Origin of the sequence: Shinella sp. WSD5-1, assembly GCF_963942435.1 — a bacterium.
GTDB lineage: Bacteria > Pseudomonadota > Alphaproteobacteria > Rhizobiales > Rhizobiaceae > Shinella > Shinella yambaruensis.
In genome coordinates, this window is the sequence record NZ_OZ012597.1 from 350,824 (window position 1) to 367,970 (window position 17,147).

The 17,147-nt window shown below is 65.0% G+C and carries 18 protein-coding genes; 6 read left to right on the forward strand and 12 right to left on the reverse strand.

The features are described 5' to 3' along the window. Window positions 1–95: 95 nt before the first annotated feature. The 3 genes from AABQ55_RS24780 to AABQ55_RS24790 all read right to left on the reverse strand — a co-directional run bounded on the left by AABQ55_RS24780 (window position 96) and on the right by AABQ55_RS24790 (window position 3,868). Window positions 96–1,451: a sigma-54-dependent transcriptional regulator gene (locus tag AABQ55_RS24780; RefSeq protein ID WP_272807553.1), complete on the reverse strand. Its 1,356-nt coding sequence runs from the start codon at window positions 1,449–1,451 to the stop codon at window positions 96–98. Further along, entirely contained in the window at window positions 1,448–3,271 is a 1,824-nt protein-coding gene (locus AABQ55_RS24785; protein WP_443021168.1) for a sensor histidine kinase, read from the reverse strand. Before AABQ55_RS24785 ends, AABQ55_RS24780 begins: the two co-directional genes overlap by 4 nt. A gap of 96 nt (window positions 3,272–3,367) precedes the next feature. Continuing rightward, window positions 3,368–3,868 (reverse strand): heme-degrading domain-containing protein, encoded by a 501-nt coding sequence (locus AABQ55_RS24790; protein ID WP_272807552.1) that lies wholly within the window; start codon window positions 3,866–3,868, stop codon window positions 3,368–3,370. A gap of 148 nt (window positions 3,869–4,016) precedes the next feature. Between AABQ55_RS24790 and AABQ55_RS24795 the strand changes: the two genes are divergently transcribed. Next, complete coding sequence (locus AABQ55_RS24795) at window positions 4,017–4,598, forward strand: LysE family translocator (RefSeq protein WP_272807551.1); 582 nt, start codon at window positions 4,017–4,019, stop codon at window positions 4,596–4,598. 2 nt (window positions 4,599–4,600) lie between these two features. Here the strand turns inward: AABQ55_RS24795 and AABQ55_RS24800 are convergent, their stop codons facing one another. The 6 genes from AABQ55_RS24800 to AABQ55_RS24825 form a co-directional block, all read right to left on the reverse strand. Then, on the reverse strand, window positions 4,601–4,894 hold the full coding sequence (locus AABQ55_RS24800) for a DUF6074 family protein (RefSeq protein ID WP_272807550.1): 294 nt from the start codon (window positions 4,892–4,894) through the stop codon (window positions 4,601–4,603). A 93-nt stretch (window positions 4,895–4,987) separates the two neighbouring features. Further along, window positions 4,988–6,310: a plasmid replication protein RepC gene (repC, locus tag AABQ55_RS24805; protein WP_272807549.1), complete on the reverse strand. Its 1,323-nt coding sequence runs from the start codon at window positions 6,308–6,310 to the stop codon at window positions 4,988–4,990. A gap of 156 nt (window positions 6,311–6,466) precedes the next feature. Next, window positions 6,467–7,495 (reverse strand): plasmid partitioning protein RepB, encoded by a 1,029-nt coding sequence (gene repB / locus AABQ55_RS24810; protein ID WP_244766161.1) that lies wholly within the window; start codon window positions 7,493–7,495, stop codon window positions 6,467–6,469. 2 nt (window positions 7,496–7,497) lie between these two features. After that, complete coding sequence (gene repA, locus AABQ55_RS24815; protein WP_398430787.1) at window positions 7,498–8,703, reverse strand: plasmid partitioning protein RepA; 1,206 nt, start codon at window positions 8,701–8,703, stop codon at window positions 7,498–7,500. A gap of 246 nt (window positions 8,704–8,949) precedes the next feature. Continuing rightward, window positions 8,950–9,204, reverse strand: a complete 255-nt coding sequence (locus AABQ55_RS24820) for a WGR domain-containing protein (RefSeq protein ID WP_272808131.1) — start codon at window positions 9,202–9,204, stop codon at window positions 8,950–8,952. Between the two features lie 87 nt (window positions 9,205–9,291). Then, window positions 9,292–9,750 carry a MarR family winged helix-turn-helix transcriptional regulator gene (locus tag AABQ55_RS24825; protein ID WP_272808130.1) on the reverse strand — a complete coding sequence of 153 codons (459 nt, stop codon included), beginning with the start codon at window positions 9,748–9,750 and terminating at the stop codon, window positions 9,292–9,294. 81 nt (window positions 9,751–9,831) lie between these two features. On the opposite strand from AABQ55_RS24825, the gene hmgA reads away from it, so the two are divergent. Further along, window positions 9,832–11,163: a homogentisate 1,2-dioxygenase gene (gene hmgA / locus AABQ55_RS24830; RefSeq protein ID WP_272808129.1), complete on the forward strand. Its 1,332-nt coding sequence runs from the start codon at window positions 9,832–9,834 to the stop codon at window positions 11,161–11,163. Between the two features lie 2 nt (window positions 11,164–11,165). Here hmgA and AABQ55_RS24835 read toward each other — a convergent pair whose 3' ends face one another. Beyond that, window positions 11,166–11,726 (reverse strand): DUF2585 domain-containing protein, encoded by a 561-nt coding sequence (locus tag AABQ55_RS24835; RefSeq protein WP_338341914.1) that lies wholly within the window; start codon window positions 11,724–11,726, stop codon window positions 11,166–11,168. 115 nt (window positions 11,727–11,841) lie between these two features. Here AABQ55_RS24835 and AABQ55_RS24840 point away from each other — a divergent pair, with 115 nt between their 5' ends. The 4 genes from AABQ55_RS24840 to AABQ55_RS24855 are packed head-to-tail and all read left to right on the forward strand — an operon-like array spanning window position 11,842 to window position 14,202. After that, window positions 11,842–12,858 carry a fumarylacetoacetate hydrolase family protein gene (locus AABQ55_RS24840; RefSeq protein ID WP_272808128.1) on the forward strand — a complete coding sequence of 339 codons (1,017 nt, stop codon included), beginning with the start codon at window positions 11,842–11,844 and terminating at the stop codon, window positions 12,856–12,858. A 4-nt stretch (window positions 12,859–12,862) separates the two neighbouring features. Continuing rightward, window positions 12,863–13,507, forward strand: a complete 645-nt coding sequence (gene maiA, locus AABQ55_RS24845) for a maleylacetoacetate isomerase (RefSeq protein ID WP_272808127.1) — start codon at window positions 12,863–12,865, stop codon at window positions 13,505–13,507. 57 nt (window positions 13,508–13,564) lie between these two features. Beyond that, window positions 13,565–13,807: a type II toxin-antitoxin system VapB family antitoxin gene (locus tag AABQ55_RS24850; protein WP_272808126.1), complete on the forward strand. Its 243-nt coding sequence runs from the start codon at window positions 13,565–13,567 to the stop codon at window positions 13,805–13,807. After that, complete coding sequence (locus AABQ55_RS24855; protein WP_272808125.1) at window positions 13,807–14,202, forward strand: type II toxin-antitoxin system VapC family toxin; 396 nt, start codon at window positions 13,807–13,809, stop codon at window positions 14,200–14,202. The genes AABQ55_RS24850 and AABQ55_RS24855 overlap by 1 nt, the downstream gene beginning before the upstream one ends. A 35-nt stretch (window positions 14,203–14,237) precedes the next feature. Here AABQ55_RS24855 and AABQ55_RS24860 read toward each other — a convergent pair whose 3' ends face one another. Both AABQ55_RS24860 and AABQ55_RS24865 read right to left on the reverse strand, forming a co-directional pair. Next, on the reverse strand, window positions 14,238–15,719 hold the full coding sequence (locus AABQ55_RS24860) for an NAD-dependent succinate-semialdehyde dehydrogenase (RefSeq protein ID WP_272808124.1): 1,482 nt from the start codon (window positions 15,717–15,719) through the stop codon (window positions 14,238–14,240). 95 nt (window positions 15,720–15,814) lie between these two features. After that, the gene (locus AABQ55_RS24865) at window positions 15,815–17,092 is read right to left on the reverse strand and encodes a 4-aminobutyrate--2-oxoglutarate transaminase (RefSeq protein ID WP_272808123.1); all 1,278 of its coding nucleotides are present in this window, start codon (window positions 17,090–17,092) and stop codon (window positions 15,815–15,817) included. Window positions 17,093–17,147: the final 55 nt, after the last annotated feature.

A 17,147-nucleotide genomic window follows, 5' to 3' on the forward strand; every position in this document is an offset into this window, starting at 1 on the left:
CTTTCCGGGCGAGTTTACGGCGGTAAACTCGGTTCGATGGGTGGAGACGGGAACAAAGTGGCGCAGCGATGGGTGGAATTCCACCCATCTGCCCCTCAAAAGTCGTCCTGAAGCAGGCTGGAACCCAGGTTTTTATCCAGTCCGTACTTCTGCATCTTCTCGTAAAGCGTCTTGCGGGAGACGCCAAGCTGCTCGTAAACCGGCTTCAAGCTACCGCCGTGGGCTGCCAGCGCCGAGGCGATCAGCCCCCGCTCATAGGCCGCGACCTTGTCCGCGAGGCGTTGCGGGCCGGCTTCAGGAGCGGCTTCATCCGGCGCCGTGTCCAGCCCCAGCACGAGGCGATCGGCGAAATTGCGCAGCTCCCGCACATTGCCCGGCCAGCTCCGGCCGGCAATGTCCGCCGTCAACTCCGGCGGCACGTCGATATCGCTGCGGCCGTAACGCGCCGCCGCCTCGCGCACAAGCTGGAGGAAGAGCAGGGGGATGTCGGCCCGGCGCTGCGCCAGCGAAGGCACATGCAGCGTCGCGACATTGAGCCTGTAGAGGAGGTCCGCCCGGAAGCGCCCGGCCGCCACCTCCGCCGCCAGGTCCACCTTGCTGGTCGCGATGAAGCGAACATCGAGCGGCACGGGCTCGTTGGAGCCGAGGCGGGTGATGACGCGTTCCTGCAGCACGCGCAGGAACTTCGCCTGCAGGTCGAAGGGCATGGAGCCGATCTCGTCCAGCAGGATCGTGCCGCCGCGCCCGTGCTCGAACTTGCCGAACCGCGGCCGCAGGGCGCCGGGAAATGCCCCCGCCTCATGGCCGAAAAGCTCGCTCTCGATCAGGTTCTCCGGCAGGGCCGCGCAGTTGATGGCGATGAAGGGACGGTTCGCCCGGGCGCTGATATCGTGCAGCGCGCGCGCCACCACCTCCTTGCCCACGCCGGTCTCGCCGATGATGAGCGTGTCGGCATCCGTCGCGCCGATCGCCCGCAGCCTGTAGCGCAGGTCCACCATGACCTGCGTCCGCCCCGGCAGCCGGGCCTCGATATCGTCCCGCTTGCCGGCGACCGCGCGCAGGCGGCGGTTCTCCAGCACCAGGCTGCGGCGGTCCATCGCACGGCGGATGATGCCGGCGAGGTGCTGCGCCGTGAACGGCTTTTCCAGGAAGTCGTAGACGCCGGCCCGCATGGCGCTGACCGCGAGCTGCACATCCGCATGCCCGGTCACCAGAATGACCGGCACCTCCGGGTCCACCTCGCGGATGCGCTGCAGCAGCGTCATGCCGTCCATGCCCGGCATGCGGATATCGCTGACCACCACGCCATCGAAAGCATAGCCGATGAGCTCCAGCACCGGCTCCGCACTGGCGAAGGTATCCACCGTCAGGTCGAACAGCTCCAGGGCCTGCGCCGAGGACCGCCGCATCTCCTCTTCGTCGTCGATCAGCAGGATGCGCGGCCCGCTCATTCGGCCGCCTCCTGCGCACGGGCCGCCACGTCGAGCACGATGCGGAAGACGGCGCCACCGTCAGGATGGTTCGTGACGGAGAGGTTTCCGCCGAAGTCCTTGATAATATTGTAGGAAATCGAAAGGCCCAAGCCGAGTCCCTTGCCCACGCCCTTGGTCGTGAAGAAGGGATCGAAGATGCGGTCGGCGATTGCGGCCGGGACGCCGGGCCCGTGATCACGCACCTCGATGACGACCAGGTCGCCCTCCCGCCGCGCGGAAAGCCGGATCCGCCGGTCATCCAGCCCCTCGACGGCGTCGGCCGCGTTGCTGATGATGTTGACAAGCACCTGCTGCAGGCGGACCGGGCCGGCACGGACGATGAAGGCCTGTTCGTCGAGCTCGATCGCCAGATCCGCATCCGCCGCCTTCAGCCGCGGAGTGACGATCTCCATCGTGTCCGCGATGACGTCGGGCAGGGGGACCGCTCCGAGTTTCTCATTCGGCTTGCGGGCGAAATTGCGTAAGTGGCGGCTTATGGAAGCCATGCGGTCGACGAGGGCGGAGATGCGGCGCACATTGTCCTGCGCCTCCGGCACGCGGCCGCGATCGATCAGCAGGGCCGCGCTGTCCGCATAGGTTTTCGCCGCGGCGAGCGGCTGGTTGAATTCGTGGGAGAGGGCGGCCGACATCTGGCCGAGGCCGGCAAGCTTTCCGGCCTGGATGAGGTCGGCCTGGGTCTTGCGCAGTTCCTGCTCGGTCAGCCGCCGCTCGGCGATTTCGAGCTCGATCTGTTCATTGACGCGGGCGAGGTCGGCGGTGCGCTCCGCGACGCGATGCTCCAGCTCGTTGCGGGCTTCCTCCTGCAGGCGCAGCCGCTCCACGACGCGGGCGCGGCGCTGCCAGAGCACGGCAAGCCCCAGGCCGGCAAGGCAAATGAACAGCAGGATGGCGATGAGGGTGGTGCGGGCCTGCGCGCGCACCGAGGCCGTGTCGAGCAGCACGTTCACGGTCCAATCCGCCTCGGGCATGTAGTGCGAGAGCCGGAGATATTCCCGCGTCGCGCCTTCGCTGGCGATCCGCATCAGATGTTGACCGTAGTAAACACTTTCGGCAACGGGCAGCGGCTTCAATTCGGCCTCGGCATAGCGGCGGGAGGCCTGGGTGCGGGCGAGGCGAGGGGCATCGAGCGGGAGAATGCCGTTATAGAGCCATGTCTCGTTCCCCGTCATGAAGATGATGCCCTCGGGATCGGCGACGAAGATCTCGTATTCACCGCCGCGCCATGAGGCCTCGATGGTGTCGATGTCGACCTTGAAGACGATGACGCCAAGGATCGTGCCGCCGACTTCCACCGGCGAGGAGAAATAGTAGCCCCGCTTCAGCGATGTCGTGCCGAGCGCGTAGAACCGCGCCTGCTGGCCGGCGATCGCCTCCTGGAAATAAGGACGATAGTCGAAATTCTGGCCGATGAAGGTGCCGGGCGCTTCGTAATTGCTGGCGGCGATCGTATTGCCGTCCGGTGTCATGACATAGATGTCGGACGACTCCAGCAGGCCATTGATCTCCTTGAGATATTGGTTGGCAGTTCGGTGCAGGTCCGGGTCGGCCGGCGATTGGAGCAAGGCTTCGATATCGTCGTGATCGGCGATCAGCGCGGGCAGGGGCTCGTAGCGGCTGAGGTGCCCGCCGAGCGCTGCAACCGCAAGACGAAGCGTCGTGCCGGCCTGCAAGGAGGCTTCGTTCATATAGCTGCGGGTCAGCAGCGCGCCGCCTTGCAGGATGGTGAGCACCACGAGGATCGGCAGGATCACGAAGGCCAGGGCATGACGCAATTTCACGGAACGACGGCTCCTCTCCGCTTCCCTGCGGCCGAATGGCCGCGGCCCATCCTACTGAGCCGGGCGCGTCTTTCCTAGAGGGGAGGGGAGGGGTCGCTAGTCCGGCAACCGGCTGTCGCCAAGGTCGATGTTCAGGAAGCCGGCGATCGCATCGGTGACGATGGCATGATCGATGCGCTGCGGCACGCCGGAGACGGTGACCGCGCCGACGCAGCCGAGATCGGCGACGAAGATCGGAAAGCCGCCGCCATGCACCGCGAAGTCGGCGAGGGAAAGATTGTGCGCATCCCCCTGGTCCCGTCCGGACAGGGCCAGCCGCCGGCCGACGAGATAGGAGGAATGCCAGAGCCGCAGCACGGTGTTGCGCTTGCGACGGATCCACTCGGCGTTATCTGTCGAGGTGCCGGGGAGGGCGCAATGGAACAGCGCCCGGTCACGCAGGGAAATGTCGATAGCGATGCCGGCGCCGCGCGCAAGCGCCGTTTCGCGCAGCCGGTTGCCGAGCGCCCAGGCGTCGTCCGGGCTGAACCGGCTGAACCGAAGAAGACGTTCCTGCTCCTCCAGCCGGCGAATGTCGTCCGCGATCGTCTCCGTCATCGTCCTCTCCCTCACATGGTTGAGGGACGATCCTTACCCGGACTTCGTCCGCCGGGAAAGATGCCCCGCTCTTGACGGAGATCAAGGCCGCGGTGCAGGAAGACCCTAGGGTGGAACCGACCAGACCATTCCTGCCCGTGGGATTCTCATGCCGGACAGCTTTTTCGTCTTCGCCATTCTCGCGCTCCTGCTCACGCCCGGGCCGACCAATACATTGCTGACGGTCGGCGCCGCCGCCCGGGGGTTCCGGTCAAGCCTTCCGCTGCTCGTCGGGGAGCTTGCGGGCTATCTCGTGGTCGTCGTGCCGCTGGCGACCATTGCCGCTTCGCTCCTGGAGGGAAGGCCGGCTCTTGCCAATGCTCTCCGCCTTGCGGCCGCTTTGTGGGTGCTGTTCCTCGCCGTCCGGCTTTGGCGCGTTTCGGCTGTTCAGGAGAACAGCAACACGTCGTCACCGGTGACGGTCGGCCAGGTTTTCCTGACGACGGTTCTCAATCCGAAGGCGCCGATCATCGGTCTCGTCATCATGCCGCATGGTACGCTCGCGCAGATCGCGCCGGCCATCGGGCTGTTCAGCCTCCTGGTTGCCGGCGCCGGCACGAGCTTCCTCGTTCTCGGCAGTCTTATCGGCCGCGCGCCGGTCCTCTCGCCGCAGCTGGTCTACCGCGTTGCGGCGGTCTGCCTCGGCGTCTTCTCGCTCGGCCTTGCCGGAACGGCTTCCGGGCTTATCTGAAATCAGGCCTCGTCGGCCTGGTGCAGGCGCATGAGTTCCTGCTGCACCTCGTCCTGGAAGGCGAAGACGGCGGCCCGGGCCTGGTTTTCGCTCGATCCGAGCTTCTGCAGTTCGACCGCAAGTTCACGGCATACCTTCAGCCAATAGAGCCGTGCCTCCTCGCCATGCAGGCCGTCCAGTTCTCCGGCGCAGCGGCGAACATGCGCCGTACGGCGTTCGGCAGGAAACGGGACGACCGGTCCATTCTCGTTGGCAACGGAACGGCGGCGCGGCTGGATCGCGGCAACTGGGGGCATTGATTCGGGCTTCCTTGTCTTTCCCCCATGATTAGGGAGGCCATGGTTAATGCCCGGTTTCCAAAGTGAATTTCCTGTGCCGCCATGACATCGTCACCCCACCTGCCGCGCCGGTTTCTCATTTGCCCGGACGAGCGCCATCAGCATCGGCCCGAGCGAAAACTCGCCGCGTTCCGCCCGGCGGGTGAGGTCGCGCAGATAACCGCCCGCCGAGTTGATATGCCCGGCCCGCTCGAGAATGCAGGCGATGACCGTCGCCGCATTCTCCGGCCCGAGGATCGCGCAGGCATTCTCATAGGCCGAGGCGCTGACCGCCAGCATCGAGCGCACCACCACGGCCGCCGTCATCAGATCGCGCCAGCTTGAAATCGCGCCGCCCGGGCCGAAAGCCACGATTTCCGGGCAGGCTTGCAGCACAAGGCCCAGCGGATAGGGTTTGAGCGCATCCGAAATATTCGCCGGCTGTGGATGAACCCCTTTTGCCGGGGTCGGCAGGTCCACGGGCCATTGCGAATAGCGCCCGTTCCTCTTTTCATCCCCACTGCCGTCGTCCCCAGCCAGCTCTTCCCGTCTGGTCTCGCCATCGCGACCCTGCTTCGTTTCGAAGCTAGGTTCAAAGTCAGAAGATGAGTCGGGTTTTGAATTCTGTTTGTGCCGCTCAGTTTGGCCGGCATTGCCCGCCGGTTTTTGCAGAATAATCTGTTGTTCCAGATGCTTGACGATTTCCGCACGCAGCGCTTCGAGGGAAGAAAGGGCCGGTGTCAGATTTTCCGGCGTCGGCACGCGCGGCAGGGCGGTGACAAGCACGCGGAAATCCGTCTCATACCGCATCCAGTCGCCTGGAAGGCTGTCTTCCAGCGCAGTCTCGATCAGCTTGGCAATGTCTCGGCGCATGAGCGTCACGCGTTCGCGCAGCCGTTGCAGCAACAGGCGGTCGGCGACCACCTCGGCGGCAAGCTGCTCGATTTCCTCGGCACGGGCGAGCAGCGGGGCCAGCGAAAAGCCGAAGGCCTCGTCGATCGACCCCTGCTGGTCGCGCCGCACGTAGCGCTTGCCGTTCGGGCTGTCGCGTCGCGTGAGGAGGCCGCTTTCCACGAGCGCGGCGAGATGCCGGCGCAGCGTCGTCTCCGCCATGCCATGCGTGCGCAGCGAGAGCTGGGCGTTGGAGGGAAACACCACCAGCCCGTCGCTGCCGAGGAGATCGGCCTTCGGGTAGAAGCTCATCAGCGCATTCAGCACCGAAAGCGCCCGGTCGCTGATGCCCAGCTTCGGCCGCGCTTCGCAAAGCCAGCGGTACAGTTTCCACTTGTCCACGCTCGCATCCGGCGGGACTGTCTTTGCGATCGCCTGGCTTGCGAGCATGCCAAGCGTCATCGCCCGCCGCCCGAAGGGCGTCGTTATGCCGTCCGTCTCCATGTCTCTTCACCTTTCAACAGGCAAAAGAGACCCCATCACCGGAACCGGCGCCAAAAAGGCTTGACTGTGATTCGGGGAAGTGCGATTCTCAGGCTGCTAAACGATGAGAAGGGCTTCCGCGACGGTAACGTTGAGGGGGCCTTTTTCTTTTGCGGATCAATCTCCTGATTTCTGTGCATTTTCCGTCCGGAACGCCTCGTAGAGACGGTCCAGGTTCTGGGTTATGTAGGCGCCGAATGCCGCGGCGTCCGCGGATTTCAGCGCAATCGTGTACTGGCGGCCGGTGGTCTTGATGCTGGCGCGCACGGGGCCATCCTTGCGCACCCACTCGGCCGGCGCAGGCCTGGCAACGGCCTCCGGCGCCTCCTTGCGGGCAAGATGGCTGCTGACGAGGTTGAAGCGATCCTCCGGCGCCCGGGTCTTCACCCGCTCGCGTGCCAGGAATTCCACCGCCTTGTCCTCGTTTTCGGGCGCGTCGAAGCGGGTTGCCAGTTCGTGCCAGCGGTCGCGGCCGATGGCGAGCGCCGGGCCGATGCCGGCCCGCACCGCCTTGGGAATGCGGTTCACCACCGAGAGCATCTTGGACACGGTCGTCTTGTCGGCGCTCAGCGCCGCCATGATCGTCTCGCGGTCGAAGCCGCGCGCCTCCAGTTCGCCGGCAAAGGTCGCCCGTTCGAGGAAGGAAAGATCGGCGCGCGCACTGTTTTCCTGGCCCTGCGCGATGACATGGTCGCGGTCGGTGAGTGCCTTGACGACAGCGCGGACGGGCCGCCCGAGCAGGCGGGCGGCCTTGGCGCGGCGGTGGCCGAAGGCGATCTGGTAGATGCCGCTCTTCGTCGGGTGCGGACGCACGAGGATCGGCGAATCCTGCCCGCGCACGCGCATCGCCTCGACCAGTTCGCGGAACTGCTCGTCCGAATGAACGAGACGGTCGGAGATGAAGGATTCCTCGATCTGGTCCGGCTCGAGCTCGATGACGACCTCGCCGGCCGTCAGCTTCGCCTCGATTTCCTTCGCCGCATCCGCCTTGGCGGCCAGCGCATCGATGCTGCGCGTGACGGCGCCGAGCGCGCCGATGCCCTTGTAGGTCACGTGCTGGCGCGGCTCGTCATTGACGGGGTTTACCGGCGTCAACTTTTCCGAGGCCGGCGACATCAGGTTGGAAAGAACGTTCTTGCGCGCCATGGTCAACGCCCCCATGCCTTGTGGATCAGTTCGACGATCTCCGCATTGACCGCCTCCAGGGATTCGAGCGCTCGGTCATAGGTGGCACGCGTGAACTGGCTCCGGTCGACCTCGTAGAGCGTCTGGTTGGTCAGCGCCGCATCGGCGATGGCGACGCTTCGCACCATCGGATTGGTCAGGACATGCTGCTTGAACAGCGAGCGCATGAAGGCGACCATCTGGGTCTGCGGCCCGTCGGCCGGGTCATAGCGGGTGACGAGGTAGCGCAGCCAGTCGAGGTTCATGTTGCCGCCCGCGCTCTTCAGCGTGTTCAGTACCTCGCCCAGCATCTGCAGGAACTGGCACATGGACATGACGTCCAGCATCTGCGGGTGCACCGTGATCAGGACCGCCGTCGCGCCGCAGATCGCGCTCATCGTCAGGAAGCCGAGCTGCGGCGGGCAGTCGATCACCACCACGTCATAGTCGTCGGCCACGGACGACAACGCCTCGTCGAGCCGCGCGAAGAAGATGCGGCCGTAGTCGCTCCGGTCACCCTGCGCCAGGACACGCGGCGTATCGTGCTCGAACTCCATGAGCTCGAGATTGCCCGGCACGATGTCGAGCCCCGGGAAGTTCGTCTTGCGGATGATCTCCTTCAGCGGCCGCCGCTGGTCGTCGTAGCGGATGGCGCCATAGAGCGTCTCGTTCTCGTTGACGTCGAATTCCGGCTGGAAGCCGTGCACCGCAGAAAGGCTCGCCTGCGGGTCGAGATCGACCGCGAGGACCCGGTGCCCGGTGAGCGCGAGATGCTGGGCAAGGTGCGCCGTCGTCGTCGTCTTGCCGGAGCCGCCCTTGAAGTTGACGACGGCGATGACCTGAAGGTGCTCGCCGCCGCGCCGGCGCGGCACGTAACGCTGGCCGCCGCGCCCGTTCTGCTCCAGATATTCGCGCATCTCCTGCAACTGCTCGGCCGAATAGGACCGGCGGCCGGAGGGCGTGACCTGCGGCAAAGGCCCCTTGGATTCCAGCGAGAGATTGCGCAGGTAGCCGCTGGTGACGCCCAGGAACCGGGCGGCCTCGCTCAGCTGGAACTGGCGCAGGCTCTTCTGTGCGACGGGAGGAAACATCTCCAGCCGGTGCTGCTTCAGCTTGTCTGACAGTTCGTGCGCCTGTCCGATGATCAGTTGATCGACCTCGGAAATTGCCCGTCCGAACGTTGCGGCCATATTCATATCGAGAATCTCAAAATGCGATTTCAAACCCATTTGCAGGTTTAAAACGCATTTAGACGCGATTCTGATTCGAGGGCAAGGCAAAAAGGGTTAACGCGCCAGCCGCGGGACGGGGCTGGCACCACATAAACCGGACTTTACCCTATTGACCATTTGCCGGCTATCGGCGTCACTCGATTCGGCTGGGGAAAACCCAAGAAAGTTCATTCTTTTGCGTGCTGCTTTGCCGAACCGTGCCGGTTACGCCTCGACGTAGCCCCGCTTGCGCCGAAGCGCGACCTGCCGGGCAAGCATCGTCTCCGCCTCCACCAGGGTGGGATAGAGGCTCAGCGCCTGCCGGCCGCGGCTGCCGATGCGCCCCCAATGACACAGCACCGCGACTTCCCCGAAAAGCGTCGGCTCCAGCGACAGCATGTAGAAGCGTGCCATGTTGCGCGCTGCATCGATGCGGCGAAAACGATAGGTGGGCAGCAGGGCAGGGGGTATCTTCGGCATGGAAGGAGTCTGCCGAAGCCGCGAATCCTCGTCCAACGAAAGATATGAATCGATCCTGCCCGATCGTTTCACGGGATTGATGGATCGTCAGTCCTTTGGCGCGCGGCGGCGTGCCGGTACCGCCAGCTTCGCCTCGATGGCCGCAAGGCCCGCCTCCAGTTGCCGCAGGCCGCCGGCTCCCAGAAGCCCGACAAGGTCCCGCTCGTAGTCGTGCGCCAGCACGACCATCTCGCCATAGATGCGCCGTCCCGCCGGCGTCAGCTCCAGATGCTCGATCCGGCGGTCGTCCAGGTCCTCGCTGCGCTTCAGCCAGCGCTTTTCCTCCAGCGCCCGTACGGCCCGCGACACCTTCGTCTTGTGCATGCTGGAATTGGCGCCGATCTCCGTCGCCGTCATGCGCCCGTAGGAGCCGAGCGCGGCGAGCGCCCGCCATTCCGGCCGCGTCATGCGATAGCGCGCGCGGTATTGCGCGGCAAAGCGCTGGCTGACCAGCTCGGCCGCGAGGTTGAGCCGGTAGGGCAGGAATGTTTCGAGCTTGAAGTCCATGGCATGCCTTGATGGTTACAAAATGGACAGTTACATCTGCAACCACTTGAGGACAAGCGCCTTGCAGGAGGAGGATTAGCCATGCCGGATCACGCCGCCAACAGCCTGAAATACATGCCGGGCTTCGGCAACGACTTCGAGACGGAAGCGCTCCCCGGTGCCCTGCCGCAGGGCCAGAACAGCCCCCAGAAATGCGAATACGGCCTTTATGCCGAGCAGCTTTCCGGCTCGCCCTTCACCGCCCCGCGCGGCACCAACGAACGCTCCTGGCTCTACCGCATCCGCCCGAGCGTGCGCCACACCCGTCGCTTCTCCAATGCCAGCTACCCGCACTGGAAGACGGCGCCCTGCCTAGACGACCATTCCCTGCCGCTCGGCCAGCTGCGCTGGAATCCGCTGCCGGCACCGGCCGAGACGCAGAACTTCCTTGAGGGGATCCGCACCATGACGACGGCCGGCGACGTGCTGACCCAGGTCGGCATGGCCGCGCATGCCTATACGTTCAATGCCGACATGGTGGACGACTACTTCTTCAATGCCGACGGCGAGCTCCTGGTCGTGCCGCAGCTCGGCGCCGTCCGCATCTTCACCGAGATGGGCATCATGGATGTCGAGCCGCTGGAGATCTGCCTCATCCCGCGCGGCATGATGTTCAAGGTCTCGCGCATCGGCGAGGGCGACATCTGGCGCGGCTATGTCTGCGAGAACTACGGCGCGAAATTCACCCTGCCGGACCGCGGGCCGATCGGCGCCAACTGCCTTGCCAACCCGCGCGACTTCAAGACGCCCGTCGCCGCCTACGAGGACAAGGAGACGCCCTGCCGGGTCAACGTCAAATGGTGCGGCAAGTTCTATGTCACCGAGATCGGCCATTCCCCGCTCGACGTCGTCGCCTGGCACGGCAACTACACGCCGTTCAAATACGACCTCAGGACCTATTCGCCGGTCGGCGCGATCCTCTTCGACCATCCCGACCCGTCGATCTTCACCGTGCTGACGGCCCCGACCGAGGAGGCCGGCACGGCGAACATCGATTTCGTCATCTTCCCGCCGCGCTGGATGGTGGCCGAACACACCTTCCGCCCGCCGTGGTATCACCGCAATATCATGAGCGAATTCATGGGGTTGATCCATGGTCAATACGACGCCAAGGAAGAGGGCTTCGTGCCCGGCGGCATGAGCCTGCACAACATGATGCTGCCGCACGGGCCGGATGCGACGGGCTTCGAAAAGGCCTCGAACAGCGAGCTGAAGCCCGTGAAGCTCGACCACACCATGGCCTTCATGTTCGAGACGCGCTTTCCCCAGCAGCTCACGAGATTCGCGGCCGAGCTGGAGACCCTGCAGGACAACTATCTCGAATGCTGGGATGGGCTGGAGCGCAGGTTCGACGGCACGCCTGGCATCAAATGACGTCACCCGCCCTGCCAGGCCTTCACCGCCTCCAGCGGCCAGACGAGCATCAGGATGTTGAGCGCCAGGCCATCGCGGATGAGCCAGGTGGTTGTCGCCTCGAAGACGATGATGATCGCGACGCTGGCCCAGACGGGCAGGCGCGCGGCGAGGAAGAAGCCGACCACCATGGCGAGGATGTCCGCGCTCGAATTGATCACGCTGTCGCCGAAATAGTCGAGCGAGATCGTCGATTCGCGATAGCGATTGATGATCATGTCGGTGTTTTCGAGAATCTCCCAGGCGCATTCCAGCACCAGCGAAAGGGCAAGCCGGAGGTTGAGGCTCGCCTTCCTCAGGATCAGCGTGAAGAGGCCGAAGAACAGGATGCCGTGGATAATATGGCTCGGCGTGTACCAGTCGGACAGATGCTGCGAGTTTTCCGAAGAAATCACCACGCCATGCCAGAGTTTGACATATCCGCACTTGCAGATGAGCGGCTGACCCATCGTATAAAGGATGATGGCCGTCGCGCCGATGAAGCCGGCGGCCAGCAGCAGGGAATTCAGCACCGTACGGTTCAAGACGGGATTTCCTCGGAAATGCGATGCGCCGGCACGACCGGCGCACGAGGGTGGAGACAGGCGGCCGGTAGATGACACGATCGCACGGCCGGAAACAAGATCGGGAGTAGGACGCATGAAGCTTGCGACACTGAAAAATTCCACCCGCGACGGCCGTCTGGTCGTCGTCTCGCGCGACCTGACGCGCTGCTCGGAAGTGGGGCACATCGCCCGCACCCTGCAGGATGCGCTGGATGACTGGGAACACGTCGCGCCGCGGCTGGAAAGGGTCGCCGAGGGGCTTGAGACCGGCTCGCAGCCGACCGCCCGCTTCCACGAGCACGACGCCGCCTCGCCGCTGCCGCGCGCCTACCAGTGGGCGGACGGCTCGGCCTATGTCAACCATGTCGAACTGGTGCGCAAGGCGCGCAATGCCGAGATGCCGGAAAGCTTCTGGACCGATCCGCTGATGTACCAGGGCGGCTCCGACAGCTTCCTCGGACCGCGGGACCCGATCCTTGCGGCGGACGAAGCCTTCGGCATCGACATGGAGGGCGAGATCGCCGTCATCGTTGACGACGTGCCGATGGGAGCGAGCGTCGAGGAGGCGCGGCAGGCGATCAAGCTCGTCATGCTCGTCAACGACGTCTCGCTGCGCGGCCTCATCCCGGGCGAGCTCGCCAAGGGATTCGGCTTCTTCCAGTCCAAACCCTCCTCGGCCTTCTCGCCGGTCGCGGTCACGCCCGACGAACTGGGCGAGGCCTGGGACGGCGGCCGGCTGCACCTGCCGCTCCTCGTCTCGCTGAACGGCAAGCCTTTCGGCAGGGCCGATGCCGGCGTCGACATGACCTTCGATTTCGCCGAGCTCGTTGCCCATGCCGCCAGGACCCGGCCGCTCGTCGCCGGCTCGATCATCGGTTCCGGCACCGTTTCCAACAAGCTCGACGGCGGCCCCGGCAAGCCGGTCGCCGAAGGCGGGGCGGGCTATTCCTGCATCGCCGAAATCCGCACCATCGAGACGATCACGTCCGGCGCGCCCAAGACCCCCTTCATGAAGTTCGGCGACACCGTGCGCATCGAGATGAAGGACAAGGCGGGCCATTCGATCTTCGGCGCGATCGAGCAGACCGTCGAACGGTACGAGAAGGACTGAGCCGGTGCAGGACGAGATCATCCTCTACGACTACTGGCGGTCCTCCGCCAGCTATCGCGTGCGCATCGCGCTGGAAAGCCTCGGTCTTGCCTATCGGCGCAAGTCCATCGACCTTCTGGCCGGACAGCAACGGTCGCCGGAGCACCGCGCCCGCAACCCGCAGGGCCTCGTGCCGGCGCTGTCGATCGACGGGCACACGCTGACGCAGTCGCTGGCGATCATCGAATACCTCGCCGAAACGCGCCCCGAGGCGCGTTTCCTGCCCGCCGATCCGCTCGGCCGGCAGCGGGTGCGCACGCTCTCCTATGCCATCGCCATGGAAATCCACGCCGTCTGCAACACGGGTGTCATCGGCCATGTCATGACGCTCACGGGGGGAGGGGAGGAGACCCGCGTCGACTGGATGAAGAAATTCATCGGCGAGGGTCTTCTCGCTGTCGAGAAACTCCTCGACGCCCCGGCAACCGGCGCCTTCTGCCATGGCGACACGCTCACCATGGCGGATTTCTGCCTCGTCCCGCAGGTCTACAATGCCGAGCGCTGGGGCGTCGACCTGTCGGGTCTCGAACGGGTGCGGCGCATCGCCGAAACCTGCCGCGCCCTCCCGGCCTTCCAGGCCGCGCATCCTGACGCGGTGAAGCCGGCCTGATCTTTCAGGCAAGGTGCCGGCGTGGTATATATACCTTCGAACGAGGAAGGATATACCATGCCGCTCTATGTCAAGGACCAGGAGGTCGTCCGGCTTGCCGAACGGCTGTCCACGCTGCGCAAGGTCAGCAAGACCGAGGCGGTGCGGCAGGCGCTGGTGCATGAATTGCAGCGCGCGGAAAGCGAGCCGACGCTGGTCGAGAAGGCCAAGGCCTTCGTTCGCGACCTGGATGCGAAATATCCCAAGAAAGGGCCGCCCGCGGACAAGGCCTTCATCGACAGTCTCTATGAGGACAATTGATGTTCGTCGATGCGTCGGCGCTCGTTGCGATCCTGGCTTCAGAAGAGGGTGCCGATGCACTTCTGGCGCGGCTTCAACAGGCAGACATCCGGTACACATCACCCATGGCGGTTTGGGAGACGTCCCTCGCGCTGGCCCGTGAACGTCAGATAGCGCCGACCGACGCGCTTCAGCTCGTCACAGATTTCCTCACGCTGCTTTCCATCGCGGTCGAGCCAATCGATCGACGCGTGGGGGATCTGGCGGTCATCGTCCATCAACGTTTCGGCAAGGGCCGCCATCCCGCAAGCCTCAACTTCGGCGACTGCTTTGCCTATGCCTGCGCAAGACAGTTCGACGTCCCGCTGCTCTACAAGGGCGACGACTTTCCGCAGACGGATATCGAGACCGCATGAGGACCGCCCCGCTGACGCGGGGCGATCCGGTGTCATCAGGCGACGTCGCCCATGCAGACATATTTCAGTTCGAGATAATCGTCGGCGCCATGGGCGGAGCCCTCGCGGCCGAGACCGGACTGCTTGATGCCGCCGAAGGGCGCGGCCTCGGAGGAGATGAGGCCGGTATTGACGCCGACCATGCCGTATTCCAGCGCTTCCGCCACCTTCCAGACCTTCTTGAGGTCACCGGCGAAGAAGTAGGCGGCAAGGCCGAATTCGGTGTCGTTCGCCTGCTCGATCACGTCCTCGACGGTATCGAAGCGGAAGAGCGGGGCGACCGGACCGAAGGTCTCCTCGCGGGCGACCGTCATGCCGCGGGCGACGTTCTTCAGCACGGTCGGCTGGAAGAATGTGCCCTTGCCCTCGACGCGCTTGCCGCCGGCCACCACCGAGGCGCCCTTGGAGACGGCATCGGCGATGTGCGCCTCGACCTTGTCGATCGCGGCTTCCTCGATCAGCGGGCCGATGGTCGTGCCCTTGTCGAAGCCGTCGCCGACCGAAAGCTCGGCGACCTTCTTCGCCAGCTTCTCGGCAAAGACGTCATAGACGTTCGACTGCACATAGAGACGGTTGGCGCACACGCAGGTCTGGCCCGCATTGCGATATTTCGAGGCCATGGCCCCTTCCACGGCCGCGTCGATATTCGCGTCGTCGAAGACGATGAAGGGCGCATTGCCGCCGAGTTCCAGGCTCACCTTCTTGATCTGGTCGGAGCACTGGCGCATCAGGATGCGGCCGACCTCCGTCGAGCCCGTGAAGGAGATTTTCCGGACCTTCGGATTGTAGCAGAGCTCCTTGCCGATCGCCGGGCCGTCCGTGCCGAGGATGATGTTGAAGACGCCTGCGGGAAGGCCGGCCTTTTCGGCGAGCACGGCAAGGGCGATGGCGGAAAGCGGCGTCTGCTCGGCCGGCTTGGAGACCACCGTGCAGCCGACGGCGAGCGCCGGCGCCACCTTGCGGGCGATCATCGCGGCCGGGAAGTTCCACGGCGTGATCGTGCCGACGACGCCGACCGGCTGCTTGATGACCAGCATGCGCTTGTCGATCGACGGGGCGGGGATCGTCTCGCCGTTGATGCGCTTAGCCTCTTCCGCATACCATTCGACATAGGAGGCGGCGTAGAGGATTTCGCCCTTGGCTTCCGGCAGCGGCTTGCCCATTTCGGCGGTGAGGATCGCGGCCAGCTCGTCCGCGTTCGCGACGATCAGGTCGTTCCACTTGCGCAGGAGGGTGCTGCGGTCCTTGGCCGGGCGGGCGGCCCAGGCCTGCTGCGCCGCATGGGCGGCGTCGATGGCCGCGGCCGTTTCGCCGGCGCCCATTTCCGGCAGCGTCGCGAGTTTCTCGCCGGTGGCCGGGTTGAAGACGTCGAAGGTCGCGGCGCCGTTGCCGCCGATCCAGTTGCCGTTGACATAGCCGGCATCGCGCAGGAATTCGGTCGACTTCAGGTGCCGGGTGAGCGCATCGTAGAAAGCCATGGTGTCCTTCCTTTCGGACATGGAAGGCCGTTCACCCGGAGCTGAGCTCCGGGTGTCGCCTTGGGAGGATGTGTATCGGTGTTGCGCGACGCCGGTCAGGCGGCGCGGGCTTCGATCATCGCGCTTTCGAGAATGTCGAGCGCTTCGGCGAACACCTCGTCCTGGATGGTGATCGGCGCGAGGAAGCGGATGACATTGCCGTGCACGCCGCAGGTCAAGAGGATCAGGCCTTTTTCGAGGGCCTTCAGGCGTACCTTGTTGGCGAACTCGGCGCTCGGCTGCTTCGTCGAAACGTCGTTGAACTCGACGGCGTTCATGAAGCCCGGGCCGCGGATGTCGACGATCTCGGGAACCTTGTCCTGCAGCGAGGCGAGGCGCTGCTTGAGGCGGGCACCGAGGTTTTCGGCGCGGTTGCAGAGGTCCTCGTCCTTGATGACGTCGAGAACGGCATGAGCCGCCGCAACGCCGATCGGGCTGCCGGCATAGGTGCCGCCGAGGCCGCCCGGGCCGGGCGCGTCCATGATCTCCGCGCGGCCGGTGACGGCCGCGATCGGGAAGCCGCCGCCGAGGCCCTTGGCCATGGTCATGATGTCGGCCGCGATGCCGTAGTGCTCCATGGCGAACAGCTTGCCGGTGCGGGCAAAGCCGGTCTGCACCTCATCGGCGATGAGCAGGATGCCGTGCTGGTCGCAGATCTCGCGCAGCGCCTTCATGAAATTGACGGGAACCGGATAGAAGCCGCCTTCGCCCTGCACCGGCTCGACGATGATCGCCGCGACGCGGTTCGGATCGACATCGGCGGCAAAGAGCTTCTTCAGCACGCCGAGCGACTGCTCGACGGTCGTGCCGTGCATCTCGACCGGGAAGGGCGCATGGAAGACGTCGCCCGGCATGGCGCCGAAGCCGACCTTGTAGGGCACGACCTTGCCGGTCAGCGCCATGCCCATGAAGGTGCGTCCGTGGAAGCCGCCGGAAAAGGCGATGACGGCCTGCCGGCCGGTGGCGGCGCGGGCGATCTTCACGGCGTTCTCGACAGCTTCCGCGCCGGTCGTGACGAAGATCGTCTTCTTGGCGAAGTTGCCGGGGGTGATGGCGTTCAGGCGCTCGGCGAGCTCGACATAGTTCTCGTAGGGCACGACCTGGTGGCAGGTGTGGGTGAAACGGTCGAGCTGGTTCTTGACGGCCTCGATGACGCGCGGATGGCGGTGGCCGGTGTTGACGACGGCGATGCCGGCGGCAAAGTCGATATAGCGATTGCCTTCCTTGTCCCAGATCTCCGCATTCTCCGCACGGTCGGCGTAGATCTGCGTGGTCATGCCGACGCCGCGCGAGATGGCGGCGTTCTTGCGGTCTGTGAGGGGCGTTGCGGTCATGGCGCTATCCTGAATCTGGAGGCTTCTGATAATGGAGCTTTCACGCAGTTCCGGA

Excerpts from the sequence above, each read along its gene's own strand:
- AABQ55_RS24790 (WP_272807552.1), bottom strand. The coding sequence starts at position 3,868 with ATGACGGAGACGATCGCGGACGACATTCGCCGGCTGGAGGAGCAGGAA.
- repA (WP_398430787.1), bottom strand. The coding sequence starts at position 8,703 with ATGGCCGCAACGTTCGGACGGGCAATTTCCGAGGTCGATCAACTGATC.
- AABQ55_RS24840 (WP_272808128.1), top strand. The coding sequence starts at position 11,842 with ATGAAGCTTGCGACACTGAAAAATTCCACCCGCGACGGCCGTCTGGTC.
- AABQ55_RS24780 (WP_272807553.1), bottom strand. The coding sequence starts at position 1,451 with ATGAGCGGGCCGCGCATCCTGCTGATCGACGACGAAGAGGAGATGCGG.
- AABQ55_RS24800 (WP_272807550.1), bottom strand. The coding sequence starts at position 4,894 with ATGCCCCCAGTTGCCGCGATCCAGCCGCGCCGCCGTTCCGTTGCCAAC.
- AABQ55_RS24860 (WP_272808124.1), bottom strand. The coding sequence starts at position 15,719 with ATGGCTTTCTACGATGCGCTCACCCGGCACCTGAAGTCGACCGAATTC.
- AABQ55_RS24865 (WP_272808123.1), bottom strand. The coding sequence starts at position 17,092 with ATGACCGCAACGCCCCTCACAGACCGCAAGAACGCCGCCATCTCGCGC.
- hmgA (WP_272808129.1), top strand. The coding sequence starts at position 9,832 with ATGCCGGATCACGCCGCCAACAGCCTGAAATACATGCCGGGCTTCGGC.
- AABQ55_RS24855 (WP_272808125.1), top strand. The coding sequence starts at position 13,807 with ATGTTCGTCGATGCGTCGGCGCTCGTTGCGATCCTGGCTTCAGAAGAG.
- repB (WP_244766161.1), bottom strand. The coding sequence starts at position 7,495 with ATGGCGCGCAAGAACGTTCTTTCCAACCTGATGTCGCCGGCCTCGGAA.
- AABQ55_RS24850 (WP_272808126.1), top strand. The coding sequence starts at position 13,565 with ATGCCGCTCTATGTCAAGGACCAGGAGGTCGTCCGGCTTGCCGAACGG.
- AABQ55_RS24795 (WP_272807551.1), top strand. The coding sequence starts at position 4,017 with ATGCCGGACAGCTTTTTCGTCTTCGCCATTCTCGCGCTCCTGCTCACG.
- AABQ55_RS24820 (WP_272808131.1), bottom strand. The coding sequence starts at position 9,204 with ATGCCGAAGATACCCCCTGCCCTGCTGCCCACCTATCGTTTTCGCCGC.
- repC (WP_272807549.1), bottom strand. The coding sequence starts at position 6,310 with ATGGAGACGGACGGCATAACGACGCCCTTCGGGCGGCGGGCGATGACG.
- AABQ55_RS24825 (WP_272808130.1), bottom strand. The coding sequence starts at position 9,750 with ATGGACTTCAAGCTCGAAACATTCCTGCCCTACCGGCTCAACCTCGCG.